This window comes from Alistipes sp. ZOR0009, from assembly GCF_000798815.1.
Taxonomy (GTDB): domain Bacteria; phylum Bacteroidota; class Bacteroidia; order Bacteroidales; family ZOR0009; genus Acetobacteroides.
Genome location: NZ_JTLD01000110.1, coordinates 55,238 through 73,130, shown reverse-complemented (window position 1 = coordinate 73,130; position 17,893 = coordinate 55,238). Strand labels below are relative to the sequence as shown.

At 43.2% G+C, this 17,893-nt stretch carries 18 protein-coding genes; 10 read left to right on the top strand and 8 right to left on the bottom strand.

The window, feature by feature from the left end:
* Positions 1-163: 163 nt before the first annotated feature.
* From L990_RS16870 to tgt, 4 genes are all read right to left on the bottom strand, one after another.
* Positions 164-493, bottom strand: coding sequence for a biotin/lipoyl-containing protein (locus L990_RS16870; protein ID WP_047451861.1), 330 nt, complete (start codon positions 491-493; stop codon positions 164-166).
* Positions 494-504: 11 nt separating this feature from the next.
* The gene (locus tag L990_RS16865) at positions 505-2,049 is read right to left on the bottom strand and encodes an acyl-CoA carboxylase subunit beta (protein WP_047451859.1); all 1,545 of its coding nucleotides are present in this window, start codon (positions 2,047-2,049) and stop codon (positions 505-507) included.
* 200 nt (positions 2,050-2,249) lie between these two features.
* Complete coding sequence (locus L990_RS16860; RefSeq protein WP_047451857.1) at positions 2,250-3,341, bottom strand: LptF/LptG family permease; 1,092 nt, start codon at positions 3,339-3,341, stop codon at positions 2,250-2,252.
* A gap of 82 nt (positions 3,342-3,423) precedes the next feature.
* Positions 3,424-4,554, bottom strand: coding sequence for a tRNA guanosine(34) transglycosylase Tgt (tgt, locus tag L990_RS16855; RefSeq protein WP_047451854.1), 1,131 nt, complete (start codon positions 4,552-4,554; stop codon positions 3,424-3,426).
* A 185-nt stretch (positions 4,555-4,739) separates the two neighbouring features.
* Here tgt and L990_RS16850 point away from each other — a divergent pair, with 185 nt between their 5' ends.
* The 4 genes from L990_RS16850 to rpmH all read left to right on the top strand — a co-directional run bounded on the left by L990_RS16850 (position 4,740) and on the right by rpmH (position 7,397).
* Positions 4,740-5,888, top strand: a complete 1,149-nt coding sequence (locus L990_RS16850) for a glycosyltransferase (protein WP_047451852.1) — start codon at positions 4,740-4,742, stop codon at positions 5,886-5,888.
* Complete coding sequence (locus tag L990_RS16845) at positions 5,879-6,487, top strand: RNA polymerase sigma factor (RefSeq protein ID WP_047451851.1); 609 nt, start codon at positions 5,879-5,881, stop codon at positions 6,485-6,487. The genes L990_RS16850 and L990_RS16845 overlap by 10 nt, the downstream gene beginning before the upstream one ends.
* The gene (gene rsmG / locus L990_RS16840) at positions 6,487-7,107 is read left to right on the top strand and encodes a 16S rRNA (guanine(527)-N(7))-methyltransferase RsmG (protein ID WP_047451850.1); all 621 of its coding nucleotides are present in this window, start codon (positions 6,487-6,489) and stop codon (positions 7,105-7,107) included. The genes L990_RS16845 and rsmG overlap by 1 nt, the downstream gene beginning before the upstream one ends.
* Before the next feature lie 131 nt (positions 7,108-7,238).
* The gene (gene rpmH / locus L990_RS19750) at positions 7,239-7,397 is read left to right on the top strand and encodes a 50S ribosomal protein L34 (protein ID WP_081981776.1); all 159 of its coding nucleotides are present in this window, start codon (positions 7,239-7,241) and stop codon (positions 7,395-7,397) included.
* Positions 7,398-7,451: 54 nt separating this feature from the next.
* Here the strand turns inward: rpmH and L990_RS16835 are convergent, their stop codons facing one another.
* The gene (locus L990_RS16835; RefSeq protein WP_047451847.1) at positions 7,452-8,282 is read right to left on the bottom strand and encodes a hypothetical protein; all 831 of its coding nucleotides are present in this window, start codon (positions 8,280-8,282) and stop codon (positions 7,452-7,454) included.
* 146 nt (positions 8,283-8,428) lie between these two features.
* Here L990_RS16835 and L990_RS16830 point away from each other — a divergent pair, with 146 nt between their 5' ends.
* From L990_RS16830 to gcvP, 3 genes are all read left to right on the top strand, one after another.
* Positions 8,429-9,091, top strand: coding sequence for a protein-L-isoaspartate(D-aspartate) O-methyltransferase (locus tag L990_RS16830; RefSeq protein ID WP_047451846.1), 663 nt, complete (start codon positions 8,429-8,431; stop codon positions 9,089-9,091).
* Positions 9,092-9,107: 16 nt separating this feature from the next.
* A complete protein-coding gene (locus L990_RS16825) occupies positions 9,108-9,764 on the top strand; it encodes an MBL fold metallo-hydrolase (RefSeq protein WP_047451961.1) in 657 nt (218 codons plus the stop codon).
* A gap of 111 nt (positions 9,765-9,875) precedes the next feature.
* On the top strand, positions 9,876-12,734 hold the full coding sequence (gcvP, locus tag L990_RS16820) for an aminomethyl-transferring glycine dehydrogenase (RefSeq protein WP_047451840.1): 2,859 nt from the start codon (positions 9,876-9,878) through the stop codon (positions 12,732-12,734).
* A gap of 39 nt (positions 12,735-12,773) precedes the next feature.
* On the opposite strand, the gene L990_RS20130 is transcribed toward gcvP, so the two are convergent.
* The 3 genes from L990_RS20130 to L990_RS16810 are packed head-to-tail and all read right to left on the bottom strand — an operon-like array spanning position 12,774 to position 14,737.
* Entirely contained in the window at positions 12,774-13,154 is a 381-nt protein-coding gene (locus L990_RS20130; RefSeq protein WP_156121661.1) for a hypothetical protein, read from the bottom strand.
* A 44-nt stretch (positions 13,155-13,198) separates the two neighbouring features.
* A complete protein-coding gene (gene elbB / locus L990_RS16815) occupies positions 13,199-13,852 on the bottom strand; it encodes an isoprenoid biosynthesis glyoxalase ElbB (protein ID WP_047451836.1) in 654 nt (217 codons plus the stop codon).
* 51 nt (positions 13,853-13,903) lie between these two features.
* Entirely contained in the window at positions 13,904-14,737 is an 834-nt protein-coding gene (locus tag L990_RS16810; RefSeq protein ID WP_052181108.1) for a DNA/RNA non-specific endonuclease, read from the bottom strand.
* Between the two features lie 189 nt (positions 14,738-14,926).
* On the opposite strand from L990_RS16810, the gene L990_RS16805 reads away from it, so the two are divergent.
* The 3 genes from L990_RS16805 (at position 14,927) to L990_RS16795 (ending at position 17,879) form a co-directional block, all read left to right on the top strand.
* Entirely contained in the window at positions 14,927-16,357 is a 1,431-nt protein-coding gene (locus L990_RS16805) for a CotH kinase family protein (protein WP_047451833.1), read from the top strand.
* Between the two features lie 94 nt (positions 16,358-16,451).
* The gene (locus L990_RS16800) at positions 16,452-17,399 is read left to right on the top strand and encodes a FecR family protein (protein ID WP_197057323.1); all 948 of its coding nucleotides are present in this window, start codon (positions 16,452-16,454) and stop codon (positions 17,397-17,399) included.
* Positions 17,400-17,624: 225 nt separating this feature from the next.
* Entirely contained in the window at positions 17,625-17,879 is a 255-nt protein-coding gene (locus L990_RS16795; protein WP_156121660.1) for a hypothetical protein, read from the top strand.
* The last annotated feature ends 14 nt before the right edge of the window (positions 17,880-17,893 follow it).

Here is a 17,893-nt window from a genome sequence, read left to right as displayed (position 1 = left end):
TGCCAATGCTGGCTTATCAAATGCCGATGCTTGAGATGGTTGGTTGGACGATTTTATGCCTTAACGTTTGTAGTTAGCGAGCAGCTTATATTACGGATGAGTTTCCCTATTTCTGCAACTCTTTGGAATAAAAAAGGGGAAGATGCAAATCCTCCCCTTTTTGTTATTCTAGCTCAATCAGCAGCTCTCCCTTAGGAACCTTATCGCCAACCGAAATCTTTATGGACTTTACGGTTGCGTTAAAAGGCGCGTTGATTGCAGTGTGCATCTTCATTGCTTCAAATAGCAGCATCTTCTCTCCAGCTTTAATTGCATCACCCTCTTTTACGTATAACTCAAGAATGGTTCCGGGTAGGAATGATACAATAAGATTTGGGTTTGGACGCTCCCATGGTTTGCGGTTTGTGTATTTCTTGCTTACGGTTGTTTCGTAAACCGTATCGTCCACCACAAACTCGATGTACTCTGGTTTTTTCTCTTCTGCGTTGCTCATAATACCGTCGATTAAAATGGAGGAATTCCGTGCTTACGCGATGGACGCTCAACCACCTTATCTAGCGATACTTCAAGAGCGTGGATCAAGAATTTGCGGGTTTCCTGTGGCTCAATAACGGTATCAACATACCCTTTTGCAGCAGCCACGTATGGGTTTGCAAATTTCTCCTTGTACTCTTCTACCTTTAGCTTGCGCATTTCGTCTGGGTTTTCGGCCTCCATAATCTCCTTGCGGAAGATGATGTTAGCGGCACCTTCAGGACCCATTACCGCAATCTCTGCCAGCGGCCAAGCAAACACGAAGTCGGCTTGTAGGTGGCGCGAGTTCATCGCAATGTATCCTCCACCGTATGCCTTACGAAGGATAACGGTGATACGTGGCACGGTTGCTTCGCTGTAGGCGTACAGCATCTTTGCTCCGTGACGAATTACCCCTTGGTGCTCCTGATCTACCCCAGGAAGATACCCTGGAAGGTCTTCTAGCGTTACAATCGGAACGTTAAACGCATCGCAGAAACGGATGAAGCGAGCAGCCTTATCAGACGAGTCGCAATCCAACACCCCAGCAAGTACCTTAGGCTGGTTGGCTACAAAGCCAACGGTGTCTCCGTTTAGGCGGCCAAAGCCGATAACGATGTTTTGTGCCCACATCTCCTGAATTTCGAAAAAGTCAGAGTCGTCTACAACGGCACGAATTACATCGCGTACATCGTATGGCTTATTGGGATTGTCTGGGACAATGTTCTCAATCTTGTACTGTGCGCTAGGCTGCTTTGGTTCAAAGCGAAGCGCCTTTTGGTTGTTGTTGCGGGGGATGAGTGAAATCAGCTTCTTGATCTGATCAAAGCACTCTGCCTCGCTGTTGGCAAAGAAGTGGGCGTTACCGGTAGTTTCGCAGTGTACGCGTGCACCACCAAGCTCTTCCTGCGAAATCTCTTCGCCAAGAACCGACTTAATAACTTCTGGTCCGGTAATAAACATCTTAGAGATGTTATCTACCACAAATACGAAGTCTGTAAGGGCGGGAGAGTATACAGCACCACCAGCACAAGGACCAAGAATTACCGAAATTTGTGGAATTACGCCGCTAGCAATGGTGTTACGGTAAAAAATCTCACCGTATCCTGCAAGCGAGTTAACTCCTTCTTGAATACGTGCACCACCAGAGTCGTTAATTCCGATTAATGGAAGGCGCATTTTTAGCGCATAGTCCATAATCTTGGTAATCTTGCGGGCGTGCATAAGGCCTAGAGATCCGCCCATAACGGTGAAGTCTTGTGCAAAGATTGCAACGGGCGATCCAAATATTGAACCAGTACCAATCACTACTCCATCTCCAGCTAGCACTTTTCCATCCATTCCAAATTCGCGAGCTGTGTGCTCTACGAAAAGGTCATACTCGTGGAATGAGTTCTCATCCAAAAGAGAAAGGATGCGTTCGCGTGCCGTCATTTTTCCCATAGCCTGCTGCTTAGCAATGGCTTGCGGGCCACCTCCTTGTAATACTTCCTCCTTGCGCTTCTTAAGCTCAAGAATTTTCTTTTTCAAAGGCATGTGTATTTTGTGTTAGTTGATAACTGGGGGACGAACAGCCAGCGTCGTCCCCATTCTCAAATCGGGTACAATTCTAGCTAATTTTCTCCCAACATCAGCTAGCTTGTGAAGGTTTTAACAATTTGCGTTTGCACAATATATTATACATTGCAAAAAGTGCAGCACCTGCAGAAGCGGCTGGATGTTCTGATTTTCAACCTCTATTTCGGTGTTTTTCTGTACAGATAGAAGGCAATGAATGCAAATAGCACGTTGGGTACCCAAATGGCGACGTTAGCAGAAATTAAACCTCCAACGGCAAACATTTCACTAAAGCGCATAAACAGGATGTAGGCAAAACTTAGCAGTATACCTAGCCCAATGTGAAGTCCAATTCCGCCTCTCACCTTTCGTGACGAGAGAGATACTCCAATAATTGTAAGAATAAAGGTACTAAGGGGATAGGCGTAGCGCTTGTTCATTTCCGTTTGCAGAATCACCACGTCATCTGCGCCTCTAGCCTTTTGCTTTTTTATCTGATGGCTCAGCTCAAAGATGTTCATCGTTTCAACCACATTCGCGCGCTGCGAGAGCTCCTGTCCACTAAGATCGATCAGCGTATCGAGCTTTTCGCCTCGGCGTATGGTTTCCTTTCTATCGCTAAAGTCTCTTATATAGTAGTTGTAAACGGTCCATTTGTTGCTTGTGGAGTCCCACTGCGCGTAGTCCGACATCAGCTTCGAGCGCAGCTTATTCTTCTCATATTTCTCCAACGAAAATTTGTAGCCTGTCTTGGAGTATACCGCAAAGCTCTCCATATATACAAAGGTATTGGGCGATAGCTGGCGGTGTATGTTTGACGATTCGTTTACGTACTGGTTTTTTACGTACTTATTTTCGAAATCGATCTTGATCTCGTTTGCTCGCGGAATAATGAAGGCAACCAGCACAAAATTTAGCGTTCCGATAAATAGCGCTGCTACAAAGTAGGGATAAAGCAGCCGCTTAAAGCTTACCCCGCTGGCCAGTATCGCCACAATTTCCGTGTTGTAGGCCATCTTCGAAGTGAAGAAGATTACTGCCACAAACGTTATTAGCGAGCTGAAAAGGCTGGCAAAGTAGGGGATGAAATTCATGTAGTAGTCGAAGATAATCGCCTTCAGCGGCGCACTCTTCTCCATAAAGTCGTCAATCTTCTCTGCCGCATCAAACACTACGGATATGCCAATAATGATGAGTATTGCAAAGAAATAGGTCCCGATAAATTTCTTAATTATATAGATATCAAGACGCTTTAAGAGTCTAAATTTCATCCGATGTTTGTTTAATAGATGCCAATAAAGTTACGAAAGCATATGGGCTGCGAAGCTAATAAATGTTGTTTGTTAAACAAAATTACAAACGGGTTGCTAGCTTCGGTACCATTATCGCCTTCCACTGGGCAAAATCACCCTCCAAAATGTGCTTGCGAGCCTCTTTTACAAGCCATAGGTAAAATGCCAGGTTGTGCATCGACGCAATTTGAGCCCCTAGCATTTCATCTGATATGAATAGGTGCCTAAGGTAGGCTTTGGTGTAGTCGTGATCTACAAACGCCATCCCGTTGCTGTCTATTGGCGAGAAGTCGTCTTTCCACTTTAAGTTCCTAATGTTGATAATTCCCTCGCTGGTGAAGAGCATTCCGTTGCGTCCGTTTCGGGTTGGCATTACGCAGTCAAACATGTCTACTCCTCGCGATATGGCTTCGAGAATATTTACAGGGGTTCCAACGCCCATTAGGTAGCGAGGCTTGGTTTGTGGTAAAACTTCGTTTACCACCTCAATCATCTCGTACATTTGATCGACTGGTTCGCCTACCGCTAAACCGCCAATTGCGTATCCCTCTCTATCTAGTGCAGCCGCATGTTCGGCAGCCTTAATACGGAGCTCGGGATAAACGCATCCCTGTACAATAGGGAAGAGCGTTTGCGAGTAGCCGTACAACCCTTCTGTTTCATCAAAACGCTTAACGCAGCGTTCTAGCCACTGCTGGGTTAGGTCTAACGACTTCTTCGCGTAGTCAAAGGTCGCTGTTCCAGGAGGGCACTCGTCAAATGCCATAATAATGTCTGCCCCGATAACACGTTGGATATCCATTACGTTTTCGGGTGTAAACATATGCTTTGATCCATCGATATGCGATCGGAAGGTGCATCCTTCGGCAGTAAGCTTCCTGTTTTCTGCAAGAGAAAATACCTGAAAACCGCCGCTATCTGTCAAAATCGGTCTATCCCACGAGCTGAATTTATGAAGTCCGCCTGCAGCCTTAAGCACGTCAAGTCCTGGACGAAGGTAAAGATGGTAGGTGTTGCCTAGTATGATTTCGGCTTGCACCTGCTCCTTTAAATCGCGATGGAAAACCCCTTTTACGGTTGCTACCGTTCCCACGGGCATAAATATTGGCGTATGAATTTGTCCGTGGTCGGTGGTTATTACCCCTGCACGTGCTTTAGATCCAGAATCTGTACTAACTAAATCGAACTTCATGTTCCGTTTTGTTGAAAATGAGCGCAAAAATAACAATTAAAAAACGCACTGCATACTACTTTTAATTCATTAAAAAATAATGTAGCTACTGTTAACTATTTGATAAGAGCTAAATAAATATCCCGAACAAGAACGAAAAGATAAAAAACTTTGATAAAATTGCCGAATATTTTGAACGTGTGTAAATGGTGTACAATTTTATCAACGATTTAGAGGGGTATCAGATTGCATTGCTTTCACTCCTTGGATTAACTCTTCTTATTCAACTTATTTACTATATAGGTATTTATGGTCGAGTTGGACGAAGAAAACAGGTGGTGATTGATGCCTCAAAAACCGATTGGCCTAAGATTTCGGTGGTGATTTGTGCACGAAATGAGCAGGATAATCTGGAGAAAAATATTCCACTTATTGCCGAGCAGGACTATCCTAACTTTGAAATAGTGGTTGTCGACGATTGTTCTGAAGATAATACATCCATTCTTCTGAAATCGTTGAAGGTAAAATATCCTCACTTACGCCAAACCTTCATCAAAAAGGATGAAAAGTTCTTTCATGGGAAAAAATTAGCCCTTACCGTTGGTATTAAATCGGCCATGTACGACCAAATTGTGCTTACTGATGCCGATTGCACTCCAAAATCGAATCAGTGGCTCAAGCAGATGGTTAATGCCTACGGTGCTAACACCGATGTGGTGTTGGGGTACTGTGGCTACGAGCGTAAAAAGGGATTTTTGAATAAGATAATTCGTTGTGATGCGTTCTTTATAGGATTAAACTACTTAGGGTTAGCTTTGAGTGGCGCTCCATACATGGGAATTGGCCGTAATCTATCCTACAGGAAAAGCCTCTTTTTAAAGAATCGAGGTTTTGCGAGCCATCACTCTCTGCTTTCGGGAGACGACGACCTGTTCGTAAACGAGGTTGCCAACAGGTATAATACCCGAGTGGCCATTTCGAAGGAGGCGCTACTGGTTACAGCACCGAAGGCTTCATGGAGTAGCTGGATGGTTCAAAAGGCTCGTCATGGGACTACCTACAAGCGCTATAGGTTTGCTTCAAAGTTTAGCCTATCACTCGAAATGGCAAGCCGTTTGCTCTTTTTTGCTACCTCAATTCCGTTGATTTTTCTTTTGCCAATTCCTTATGTGGCTATTTTTGCCATTTCTCTTCGTTTTATTGTTATTAATATATGCTTTAAGACAGCAATAAACAAGTTGCAGGAGAGAGGAATATGGTTATTTATGATGTTTTTTGATATTGTATCGCCTGTTTTGTATCTTGCAATTTACCTTAAGCGCAAATTTACACCCAAGCGGCAACAATGGAGCTAGACCCTAATTTATCGGATAAGGCAAGATATGACTACAAACTTGTTCAGCAAGCACTGGTAGGCGACCAAAAGGCGTATGCCGAGCTGATGGATAGGTATAAGGATGCGTTGTTTTTTCTTTTGCTCAAAATGGTTAACAACAAAATTGATGCAGAAGATCTAACTATCGAAGCTTTTGGTAAGGCTTTTCGAAACATTCACCTTTACACACCCAACTTCGCATTTAGTACTTGGCTGTTTAAAATTGCGACCAACAACTGTATCGATTTTATTCGAAAAAACAAGGCAAACATCGTGTCAATTGATCAGCCAAACGACACCGACGACAACTCTCCTTCGCACGTGGATATCGTGGCAAGTACGCCGAATCCAGAAGAGTCGATGATAAAGGAGCAAAATGTAAAGCTTATACAAGACCTAGTTTCGAAGTTGAAACCGAGGTATAGAAGGCTGTTAGAACTTCGCTATTTTAAGGAATACTCGTACGAGGAGATTGCCGAAGAGTTGGAACTTCCAATAGGGACGGTTAAGGCTCAACTTTTTAGGGCAAAAGAGCTCCTCTCGAGTTATATGAAACACAATAAAGATAATCCGCTGTAATGGAAATCGTAGAAAAGTACTTCCCCAACCTAACTGACGAACAAAAACGCCAATTTGGAATGCTGAAGGACTTGTACTCTGAATGGAATGATAAAATCAATGTAATTTCTCGGAAGGATATAGATAACCTCTACGTTAAGCATGTGCTGCACTCGTTGGCTATAGCCAAGGTTGTGACGTTTAAGCCGGGAACAAAAATCCTCGATGTGGGAACAGGGGGAGGCTTCCCAGGGATTCCTCTTGCCATACTATTCCCAGAGGTGCAGTTTACGTTGGTTGATTCTATAGGTAAGAAAATAACTGTGGTTCAAAATGTGGCAGAGGCGTTAGGCCTTAAAAATGTAAAGGCAATGCAAGCTAGAGCCGAAAACTTACCCGAAAACTACGATTTCGTGGTGAGCCGTGCCGTGACGGACATCAAAACATTTTGCTCTTGGGTTTGGAAAAAGATCATTCCTCGAGGAAATCACGCGATTCCCAACGGTATTTTGTACCTAAAAGGAGGCGATTTGACAGAAGAGTTAAGCACAGTTCCTTACAGCCGTGATATTTTTAATATTCCAGACTTCTTTGATGATGAGTTCTTTGAAACAAAGAAGGTGGTTTACCTCCAAAAGTGATTAAAGGCTAAAAAACATCTTAGCACTGCAATTTTTTAATACAATTGTATTTGCGAGAACGAAAAAAAGGCTATTTTTGCAATTCGAAAAAAAGAGTAACAAGTTAACAATATAGTTTAAAGAGTCTCCCAATGAAAAGGACATACCAACCATCGAAGAGGAAGAGAAGAAACAAGCACGGTTTCAGAGAAAGAATGTCGACTGCTAATGGTCGTCGTGTGCTTGCTTCTCGTAGAGCAAAAGGTAGAAAAAAACTTACCGTTTCTGACGAGTCAAGAGGTAAATACTAGTATTTAACCTGCAAGATATTAAAAAGGCTGCCTTTCGGTAGCCTTTTTAATTTTCTATAAGTTGATGCTTCTTTTCATGGAGTTGTAAAACTCGACCATTTTTAAGAATTTGGCGAGGGCCAAGTTGTGCGGTTTGGCTCCTTTTTTTTGCAGATGTCCGATGAAAGAGCGGACGTACACTTCTCCTGAGTGGGCGATAGGCTCATAACTTTCGATGGCTTCACCGTCTTTGTTTTTTGCCATTAGGACGTTCGTTTGGCAGTCTAAGTCCAAAACTTCGGTTTGGGTAAATACCTTTACAACCTCCTTGTCCTTAAATCCTAGGTTGGTAAACCAGATGTCAACGGGTACGCTAAGCGCAGATTCTGTCCTTCCATATAGCAGTATGCCTTCAGAACTTATCGCAGGCGAAACGCTCATCTTAAACTTACGAACATCTCCTTCCGAAAAAAACGCACACCAGTACAGCAAACGGTAAAGGGTGTTAAACGAAATATCCTCCAACGAGTGCGTCTCTTTAATAACCCTAACATAGTATGGCGCAGAGCTATTTCTTGCTATGAAATTGAAAACTTGAGGATGGATGGCCGGTCCTGCAATCTGTAGCTCAACTTCTGCCTCTTCGCAGATTATGGAAAGGTCTTGGGTTAGAATTGTTGATGCTACATCAGGATTTAGGAATAGGATGTTCTTAAAGCGTTTAAGCGTATTGGCAATGTCTGCCGAACTTTTAAATTCGTCAGATACGATAAGTCCATCAACGTTGCTTATGGCTTTATCTTCAAGGCTGTTGATTGTTATTAAATCGAAGTTTAGCTCTTTCGAAAGGTCAAGCATCAGCTCTTGAAGAGGCGATTTTGAGTTTTTGAAGAGTCCGATTTGCATGGGTTGAATGGTTTATAGTTCAAATGTAGCAATAAGTACAGTTCCTAGAAACGCTTTTAGCTATAAAGTTTTCCGTACGTTCAACCTTTGTTTAAAACGGATTGGGAAACTCCTTTCAAAAGGTATCTTTGTAAAAAATAGTGGTAATGTCAATTGCTGAATTTGAAGATAACTTTAGGCATAAAGGGTTGAGACGTAGGCTTATCGATGAGCTTCGAATGAAGGGGATTCGAGATGAGCGTGTTTTGATTGCTTTTGATAAGGTGCCTCGCCATCTTTTTATGGATAGCGGGTTTGTAGAATTCGCCTATCAGGATAAGGCTTTCCCTATTGCTGCCGGACAAACGATATCGCAGCCCTACACCGTTGCTTTTATGACAGAACTTCTATCCTTAAAGCAGTGGGATAAGGTTCTTGAAGTTGGTACTGGCTCTGGTTATCAGGCGGCCATACTGTCGGAGTTGGGGGCGAAGGTGTATACCATCGAAAGGCAGCAGGAACTGTTTTTATCATGTAGGCATCTTTTAAATCGCTTGGGATACAATCCTCAATTTTTTTTGGGAGATGGATACGAAGGAAAACCAACCTATGCTCCCTACGATAAGATAATTGTTACAGCAGGGGCGCCTGAAATTCCTCGATTGCTGGTGGAGCAGCTGGCTGTTGGAGGACGAATGGTTATACCTGTTGGCCCCATTAATAATCAGGTGATGACTTCTATTGATAAAGTATCATCAACCGAGGTGGCTGTTTGTGAGCACGGAAACTTTGTTTTTGTTCCAATGCTCAAAGGTGTTAATGGCAGATAATTCACAATTTTACAATATGATTACAGTTAAGACTTTTGTTTGCAATCCATTTAAGGAAAATACCTACATCCTTTACGACGAAACAGGCGAATGCGTAATTGTAGATGCGGGAGTATATGGTTCCGAGGAGCAGGAGGATATGGATAGCTTTATTGCAGCGCTTAATCTGAAGCCGGTAAAGCTGATAAATACGCACGGGCATCTTGACCATATTTCTGGAGTTGAGTATTTGAGTAAAAAATATGGGGTCGAGCTGTATATTCATGCTGACGAAGTGGAAAATATAAATAGGTCGGCAGCAATGGGCTCCGCTTTTGGTTTTGTTATTGAAAAACCAACTTGTAAGGTGAATTTTATTTCAGATGGAGATGATATCTCTTTTGGAAAATCGCTACTTAAGGTAATTGGTTTACCAGGCCACACAAAAGGAGGGGTCGGCTTCTATAGTGATGAGCAAAAGATTATTATGGTTGGTGATACCCTGTTTAATGGGAGCATTGGAAGAACCGACTTGCCAGGAGGAGACTATGAGGAGATCATTCGTTCTATAATAAAGAAAGTTTTGCCGCTTGGCGATGAAGTTCGCTACTACTCTGGTCATGGCGAATCGAGTACGTTGGGGCAAGAGCGAAGGTATAACCCCTTTGTGAATGAGCATCCTTTCGAACTTTAACATAAAAATTTACAGTACGAAATTTTTTTGTTCCATTTAAGCTAGAAATATAAAGGCAATTTGTAATTTTAAGCTTTGATTTCGAATACTCACTTTGTAATTAGCTAAATAATGGCAAACGATAAATTTGTCGGAAGACATAATGGACCACGTCAGCATGAGATAGCTGAAATGCTTAAGGTTGTTGGGGTTTCTTCGGTAGATGAGCTAATCAATCAAATTGTTCCTACGTCTATTAGGCTGCAGGAACCGTTGAAGCTCGATAAGGGAATTAGCGAGTACGAATTTGCTCAAAAAATTAAGGCTATTGGAGCGAAGAATAAGATTTACAGAAGTTTTATAGGTATGGGCTACTATCCAACCTATACTCCAGCTGTAATTCAACGCAACATCTTCGAGAACCCTAGCTGGTATACTTCCTACACTCCATATCAGGCTGAAATATCTCAAGGACGTTTAGAGGCGCTGCTTAATTTCCAAACTGCTGTAATTAGCCTTACAGGAATGGAGATTAGCAACTGTTCGCTTTTGGATGAGGCAACAGCTGCTGCTGAAGCCATGGGAATGATGTTTGGTGCTCGTTCGCGTACTGCTGTAAAGGCTGGGAAGAATGTTCTATTTGTAGATGAGGACATTTTTCCTCAAACTCTTGATGTTATTAACCTTCGTTCTGTTCCTTTTGGAATAGAGGTTGTTGTTGGTAAGTTCGAAGAGGTTAGCCTAACAGATCGTATGTTTGGCGCCATTGTTCAGTACCCTACCGCTTCAGGAGAGATTAAGGATTACGCGGCTTTTGCTGCTGCTTGTCACGAAAAGGGGATTTTGGTAACCGCTGCCTGCGATATTTTAAGCCTTGTAATGGTTAAGTCGCCTGCAGAGTGGGGGGCTGATATTGCAGTTGGATCTACTCAACGTTTTGGTATTCCAATGGGATTCGGCGGTCCTCATGCTGCCTATCTTGCCACCAAGGATGAATACAAGCGTAGCATGCCAGGCCGTATTATTGGAGTTTCTGTAGATCGCCTCGGAAATCCATCTCTTCGTATGGCGCTCCAAACTCGTGAGCAACATATTAAGCGTGAGAAGGCTACTTCTAATATTTGTACCGCTCAAGCGCTACTTGCTTCTATGGCTGGTATGTTTGCAGTGTACTATGGGGCAGAAGGGGTAAAACGAATTGCGCTGCATGCTCATAATGCTGCTGTAGCCGTGAATAACGGCTTAAAAGTTCTTGGTTATACCCAACGTAACGTAAACTTCTTTGATACTTTAGAAGTTGAAGTGGCGGATGTAAAGAAAATAGAAGAGCTGGCGTTGGCGAAAGAAATTAACTTCTTCTTCCCATCTAGCAACGTTGTTCGTATGAGCTTTGATGAGGTAACCACCGAAGCGGAAATTGCGGCTGTCCTTGACATTTTTGCAGTTGCTGCAGGAAAAAACAATGGCAGCGCCGCTGTAATTGGAGAAGAGGTTGCTTTTGATAAAAAGTTTGCAAGAGAATCAGCCATCTTGACCGAAAAGGTATTTAATAAGTACCATTCTGAGACTGAAATGATGCGCTACATCAAAAAGTTGGAGCGTAAAGATATTTCATTGACGCATAGCATGATTTCATTGGGATCTTGTACAATGAAGTTGAATGCTGCTGCTGAAATGCTTCCTTTGAGTTTCCCCGAGTTCAGCTCGCTACACCCATTTGCTCCTAGCAATCAGGTTGAAGGTTACTTGGAGCTAATCGCTGATCTTGAGAAAGATTTAGCGGTTATCACCGGCTTTGCTGCCACCTCTCTTCAGCCTAACTCTGGTGCGAATGGCGAGTACACAGGCCTTATGGTAATTCGTGAATACCACCGAGCTAATGGTCAAGGGCATAGAAACATTGTCTTAATCCCTGCATCGGCACACGGAACCAACCCTGCTTCTGCGGCGATGGCCGGAATGGAGGTTGTTGTTGTTGCTTGCGACGAAAAGGGAAACATTAATGTTGATGACCTAAAAGAAAAGGCTGCTAAGTATAGCGATACCCTTTCAGGGTTGATGGTTACCTATCCTTCTACACACGGTGTATTCGAAAGCCGTATTAAGGATATGATGGATATCATTCACAACGCAGGTGGTCAGGTTTATATGGATGGTGCAAATATGAATGCACAGGTTGGGTTAACCAATCCAGGTACGATTGGCGCCGATGTTTGTCACCTAAACTTGCACAAGACCTTTGCAATTCCTCACGGTGGTGGTGGTCCTGGGGTTGGACCTATCTGCGTAGCTGCTCATCTTGCTAAGTTCCTTCCTTCTCATAAGTTGGTTAAGGCAGGAGGTAGCGAAGGTATTAGCGCTGTTGCTGCAGCTCCATTTGGTAGTGCAAGCGTTCTTCCTATTTCTTATGGATACATCAAAATGCTTGGTGGCGAAGGCTTGAAGAATGCTACAGAAATGGCTATTCTAAACGCAAACTACCTGTCTAAGAAGTTGGAAGGTTGCTTTAGCACCCTTTATACAGGAGAGACTGGGCGTGTTGGTCACGAGTGTATTATCGATGTTCAGCATCTTAAGAGAGAGTATGGTGTGGACGCTACAGATGTGGCAAAACGTTTGATGGACTATGGATTCCATGCTCCAACCTTATCGTTCCCAGTTCATGAAACCTTAATGGTTGAGCCAACAGAGAGCGAATCGGTTCAAGAAATTGACCGTTTTGTGGAGGCTATGATTTCTATTAAGAACGAATGTGAGGAAATTAAGAACGGAACAGCAGATGCTGAGGATAACGTTCTTAAGATGGCTCCGCACGTGGCTACAGAGGTTTCAGCAGATGAGTGGAACCATAAATATAGCAGAATGAAAGCGGCTTATCCGCTTAAATGGATCGAGGAGAATAAATTCTGGCCTGCATCTACTCGTGTAGATAACGGATACGGAGATAGAAACTTGGTTTGTACTTGTGCTCCAATCGAATCTTACCTATAAGATTAATAGAATAAAAAATAGCGCTATCACACGGTAGCGCTATTTTTCATTTACACCTTTGGCTTTGTCGCCCCAATGGAATTCTCGTTTAAAGCTTTCCATAGCTTGTAGTAATCGTTGGCGATATAGCCCAACAAGCCAAACCAAAGGATAATTGCTGAAGTAAGAAAAATTCCCATAATCCCCTTTTTTAATTTCCCCATCGACAAAGATAGCATTGTTGGTGAATTTTGAAACATTAACATTGTTAGATGTGTGGATATTTGTAAGGGAAATTCTTCTTAATCTTTGTATATCGTCTTTTAGCCTGTTTAAGGCTGGTTTTGCACCTGTAAATTGGTGTGAAATATTTTTGTTAGACATCTTTTTATTTTTACGTCGATGCATTTTGTTTAAAAAAGTGTTTTTTTTGAGGCGCATTTCTTCCCATTTTGCGTTTTTGAGCGATTTTCTGAGGAAATGTGTTACTTGCTGAGGCTTTTTAAAATTTGTTGAACAAGATTTGTCGCTCCCTCAAAAATATCTTTAATGCTCGAATCTAGCATGTAGCAGGGGGTTGTGAAAATCTTATTCTCGCCATCTTCTACCACTTCTCCTTTATGGGTATTGGTGTGTTTCGAGCCAAATTCGCTAATTGCAGCAGCAACACCGCTATCGTTACCAATGGTAACATTAACTTTTCCAAGTATTTTGGCAATAACTACAGGAGCAATGCACATTGCGCCAATCGCTTTGCCTGCGCTGTGAGTTGCTTTAACCGCTTTTTCTACATCTGGATTAACGCTCATGTTTGCTCCTTCTGTTGCAAAGGTGCTGAGGTTGAGTGCTGCCCCAAATCCACCAGGAAATAGGATGGCATCAAACTCGGAAGGGTTGTATTCGTTAAGCGGTTTTATATTTCCACGAGCAATTCTTGCCGACTCTACAAGTACGTTGCGTGTTTCGCTAGTTGGTTGACCCGAGAGGTGGTTTATCACCCTTGTTTGGTTAATGTTTGGTGCAAAAAGTTGGTAGGTGGCGCCCGCCATATCAACCGAAAGCATTGCCATTACCGATTCGTGGATTTCCGCTCCATCTTGAACGCCACATCCTGAAAGTACAATTGCGAACTTTTTCATGGGTGTCTACTATTTGATGAATGTTAAAAATTTGACCCGATATATTGGTATTTAAAATCTCGTTGTATGGTTTGTGTCGGCGTTGGAAGCTGCATTTTTTCTTTTTTTCTTGGCCTTCTCCCACCTCCACAGGCTGGCGTCAAATTTGCTTTCCAACTTTTTTTCAACATCGTCGGGTAGCTGGTAAAAAAAATCGATGCCGGTAACTTTTTCGAGGCTGTCAACCGATACTGCGAAGGTTTTTAAAGGTTCTGTACTCCCTTCGTTGGGAAGGATGAAGCCGATTGCCTTAATTTCAGGATCGGTATAGTCGAGTATAGCCTTGTAGTAGTATTTTGGAACAGCCACATGGCTGGGCCCAATAGTTTCCATGTCGCCTTTTAGGATCGGTCCAGTTGCAATATAAAGCTTTTCGTTATCCTTTGCCCATTCCCTAACCTGCTCCTCCAACTTTTTCCAAATTCCACGGTTGAATTCGGGCGTTTGAGGGCTCATGTTGCTAAAGAAGAAGGATTCTTTCATGGTTTCTTCCGACCACGACATGTCTGCAGCAGGGGCAAGGTGTCCTCTGTCGTACCCCGACTTTGAGTAATCCTTGTTGGTGGCCGACCCCGTTGAAACGAGAGGGTCTTCAATAAACTTGTTGGTTCGCTCAAAACCTCCACCAACATTATTGCCGGTTAGCTGGTAGGCTACCCACGATGCCTGCTCATATTTTTCGATGTAGTTAAGGGTATAGGCGGTGTGCTTTACTATTTCTCCTTTTCTTTTTTCCTTAGGAAGCTCGTAATGACTTCCGTCTGAAATATTTTTAGTTGGACTTTGGTTGCTGAAGCCAACCATTGAGGAGATTGCAATGGTTAGCTGAAGTATAAGGTTAATCATGCCAGTTTATTTTACGTAAAAGTAGAAATATTGGGTTAGTTAAACTACCCACACGGTTGTTTAAATATTGTTTGCTGCTGTTCGAATGGCTACATAATCGTTATAAATAGAATAGAAGGTAGTCGGAGTGTGGAATTTTGAAGTTTACACCAATAGCATCATATTTAGGCAAATTAGATTGACGTATAGATGAAACGAAAAGCACTTGTCATATTCTCTGTATTTACGGTTGCTTTGCTACTCTCCTGTAGTAGAAGTAAAGATGTTGAGGAGGTTAAACCAACTCCCGAAGTACCTACATTGCCTGGAGATGTGGAAGCATTACGCTATGTTTTTGACATCGAGGCGTTACCGGAAATCGTACTGGAGGTTACCACTGCTCAGTGGAATACCCTTTTGTCGAACTTCGATACCAACCCGCAGAATGAGGAGTACATTATGGCCAACTACTTGTTTACAAAAACCGGAAAGGAGGCGAAAATTGATAGCGTTGGGATTAGAATTAGAGGAAACACCAGCCGTCGTAGGCCTGAAGGTGCCCATGGAGAGGCTCATAATGGCATTAACCCCAGCTGGCATCATGCCCATTTTGCGATAAACTTTAAGAAGTATGTAAAAAGTAAGCGCTTCAATACGCTACAAAAGATAAACCTGAAGTGGTTTAAGGATGATCCGACCTATTCTCGCGAGGTGTACTGCTACGACCTCTTTGAGCGCTATGGAATTTGGACTGCACCTAAATCGAGCTACGTGCGCTTGACCATAAAGATTAAGGAGGATGGAAAAGCTGCTTACTTTGGCGTTTACCAGCTAGTCGAGAGCGTCGACGAGGACTATATTGCCAATAGAAAAGTAGGTTTTGGCGATACGGATGGCTTTTTATGGAAGGCAAACTATGGAGCCGATTTGCGAAATGCCGATCAGTCGCGTATGGGGGTTGAGGATGTTAAGCTAGATGCTAACCTCTCGAAGTATTTTGTGTACGACCTGAAAACAAACGATAAAAGGCTGGCCGAAGCAAAGGCTCAGCTGGCATCATTTATCCAAAATTTCAATGCAAAGGCTGGTGCAGACTTCCAAAGTTGGCTGCAAGGACAAATGGACGTGCAGCTGTTTCTTAAAACCTACGCCGTAAGCGTTATGGTTGGGATGTGGGACGACTATTGGGGCAATTCCAACAATTTTTATTTCTACTTTAATGCTAGCGGAAAGTTTTTCTTCATTCCATACGATTACGACAACACCTTAGGAACCTCGCTTATTGTTGGTAATTCAGGAACTCAAGACCCAACCAACTGGGGGAAGGATAGCAATCCCATTGTAAAGAAAATTTTGTCGATTCCCGCTTATCGCTCGGCCTACATATCCTACCTAAACGAGCTGGCCAACCCAAGTAAGGATTTATTTGCTTTTGAAAGGAGCGTACCCCGAATTGTTAGGTGGCAAAGCATGGTGTCGCGTTACGTTGCTAATGATACCAAGGAGGATAATACTATAGAAGATAGGCCAGCCAGCTGGGGAAACTGTGGTTTTTACCGTCTACTTAGCGGCGATGGCGCAGGAGGAGGCACAGAGGCCAACTTCTTTAAAACAAAAATCAGATCGATACCTGCCAACTAGATACTCCTCCTCACTTTAAAAGTGGGGAGGCTTTTTTATGTTGATGAGTTCCGCATCCTGCCAATGGTTATCTTTACCTAAACAAATGCTGGTTATGAAAACACCAACGGATATACTATCTAACGTATTTAGAGGAATTGCTTCGGAGCAGGAGCGGGCAAGGCTCGATAGCTGGATTGCTGAATCGGCAGACAACCGCTCGATTTACGAGCAAGCACAGGCAATGTGGCAGGAGCTTGGCTTTGCGTCGGAGGCGTTTACGCAAGATCGTGCCGCAGCCTGGCAGATGATGGCCTCCGAAATAAGGCCGATATCCACCGAGGAGCAAAAATCGTTGAGCCGATCTATCGTAAAAATGGTGGTGTTGATTGCAGCCCTATTTGCCATCGCTGGGGTTGCGTCGTTGGTGCTAAATATAGGAGGCAACTGGCAGGTGAAGGCCTCGAAAAGAGCGGAGCTGCTGCTGCTTGCCGATGGTACCCGAGCGTACATGGATAGCGGCGCAGCCGTTAGGTATGGAAAAACATTTGGAACTCGAAATAGGACGATAACATTAAGTGGAGAAGCGATGCTGGAGGTTTCGCTGGTTGCAGAAAGACCTCTAACCATACGAACTGCAGCCGCGAAGGTGTTTGCAAACGATGCTATTGTAAATGTGGTGGCCGCAGGCGCATCGTCTTTTGAAGTTATTGCCATAAAAGGGGCGGTGGAGGTGCTGGTTGCGGGAAAAACGTATAAAGTTCCGATGCAAAATATGGCTACGCTCGACTCTACAGGAGCCGTTACGGTTATTTCTGCCGACCTAAACCTAATTGCTTGGCGCAGCAATAAGCTTGTGGCGGATAAAACACCCTTGGCTAAGCTGGTAAAGCCAATTGAAAAGCTGGTAGGGAAAAGGCTTGTGTTTAGAGCCAGCGTTAGCATGAGCAATCCGCTAACATTTACCATCTCCCCGGTATCTGCCTTGGCTACCTTAGATACCCTATCGCAGCGGTTAGGATTGTCGTATAAGGAAGATAAAGATCAGGTAGTGTTTTACTAAAAAGGAATATGGCAACTTGATATATGGCTGGCAACAATTAAGGGTTGCCAGCCTTTTTTGTGCAGGTATTTGATGCTTTTATAAAATTGGGTGCGAAAAGTATTAGAGCAATCCTGCTGCTATAAACCTTATTTGGAGCAAGAAGTAGATCTGCTGCAGAATATACTATTGGGTACTTATTAGGTTACAAGTACTGGGTGGTTAGGTGTTTTTTTGCTTTTAAAAATGGCATTTTCAACGAAGGAAACGCCAAAAACAACGTTGAAAACGACGATTTCATCAATGGAGATGCCAAAAACAACGCTGAATTTGCCAAAAACAATGTTGAATTTGCCAAAAACGACGTTGAATTTGGCAAAAACAATGTCGTTTTTGCCAAAAACAATGTTGAAATCGTCGATTTCAACACTTACAGTACCCCCTGTTAACGTTGTATTTGGTGTTTTTGATGTGCCGAATGCTGCTAATGCTTGCGAGTAAAGATGTCTATGTGC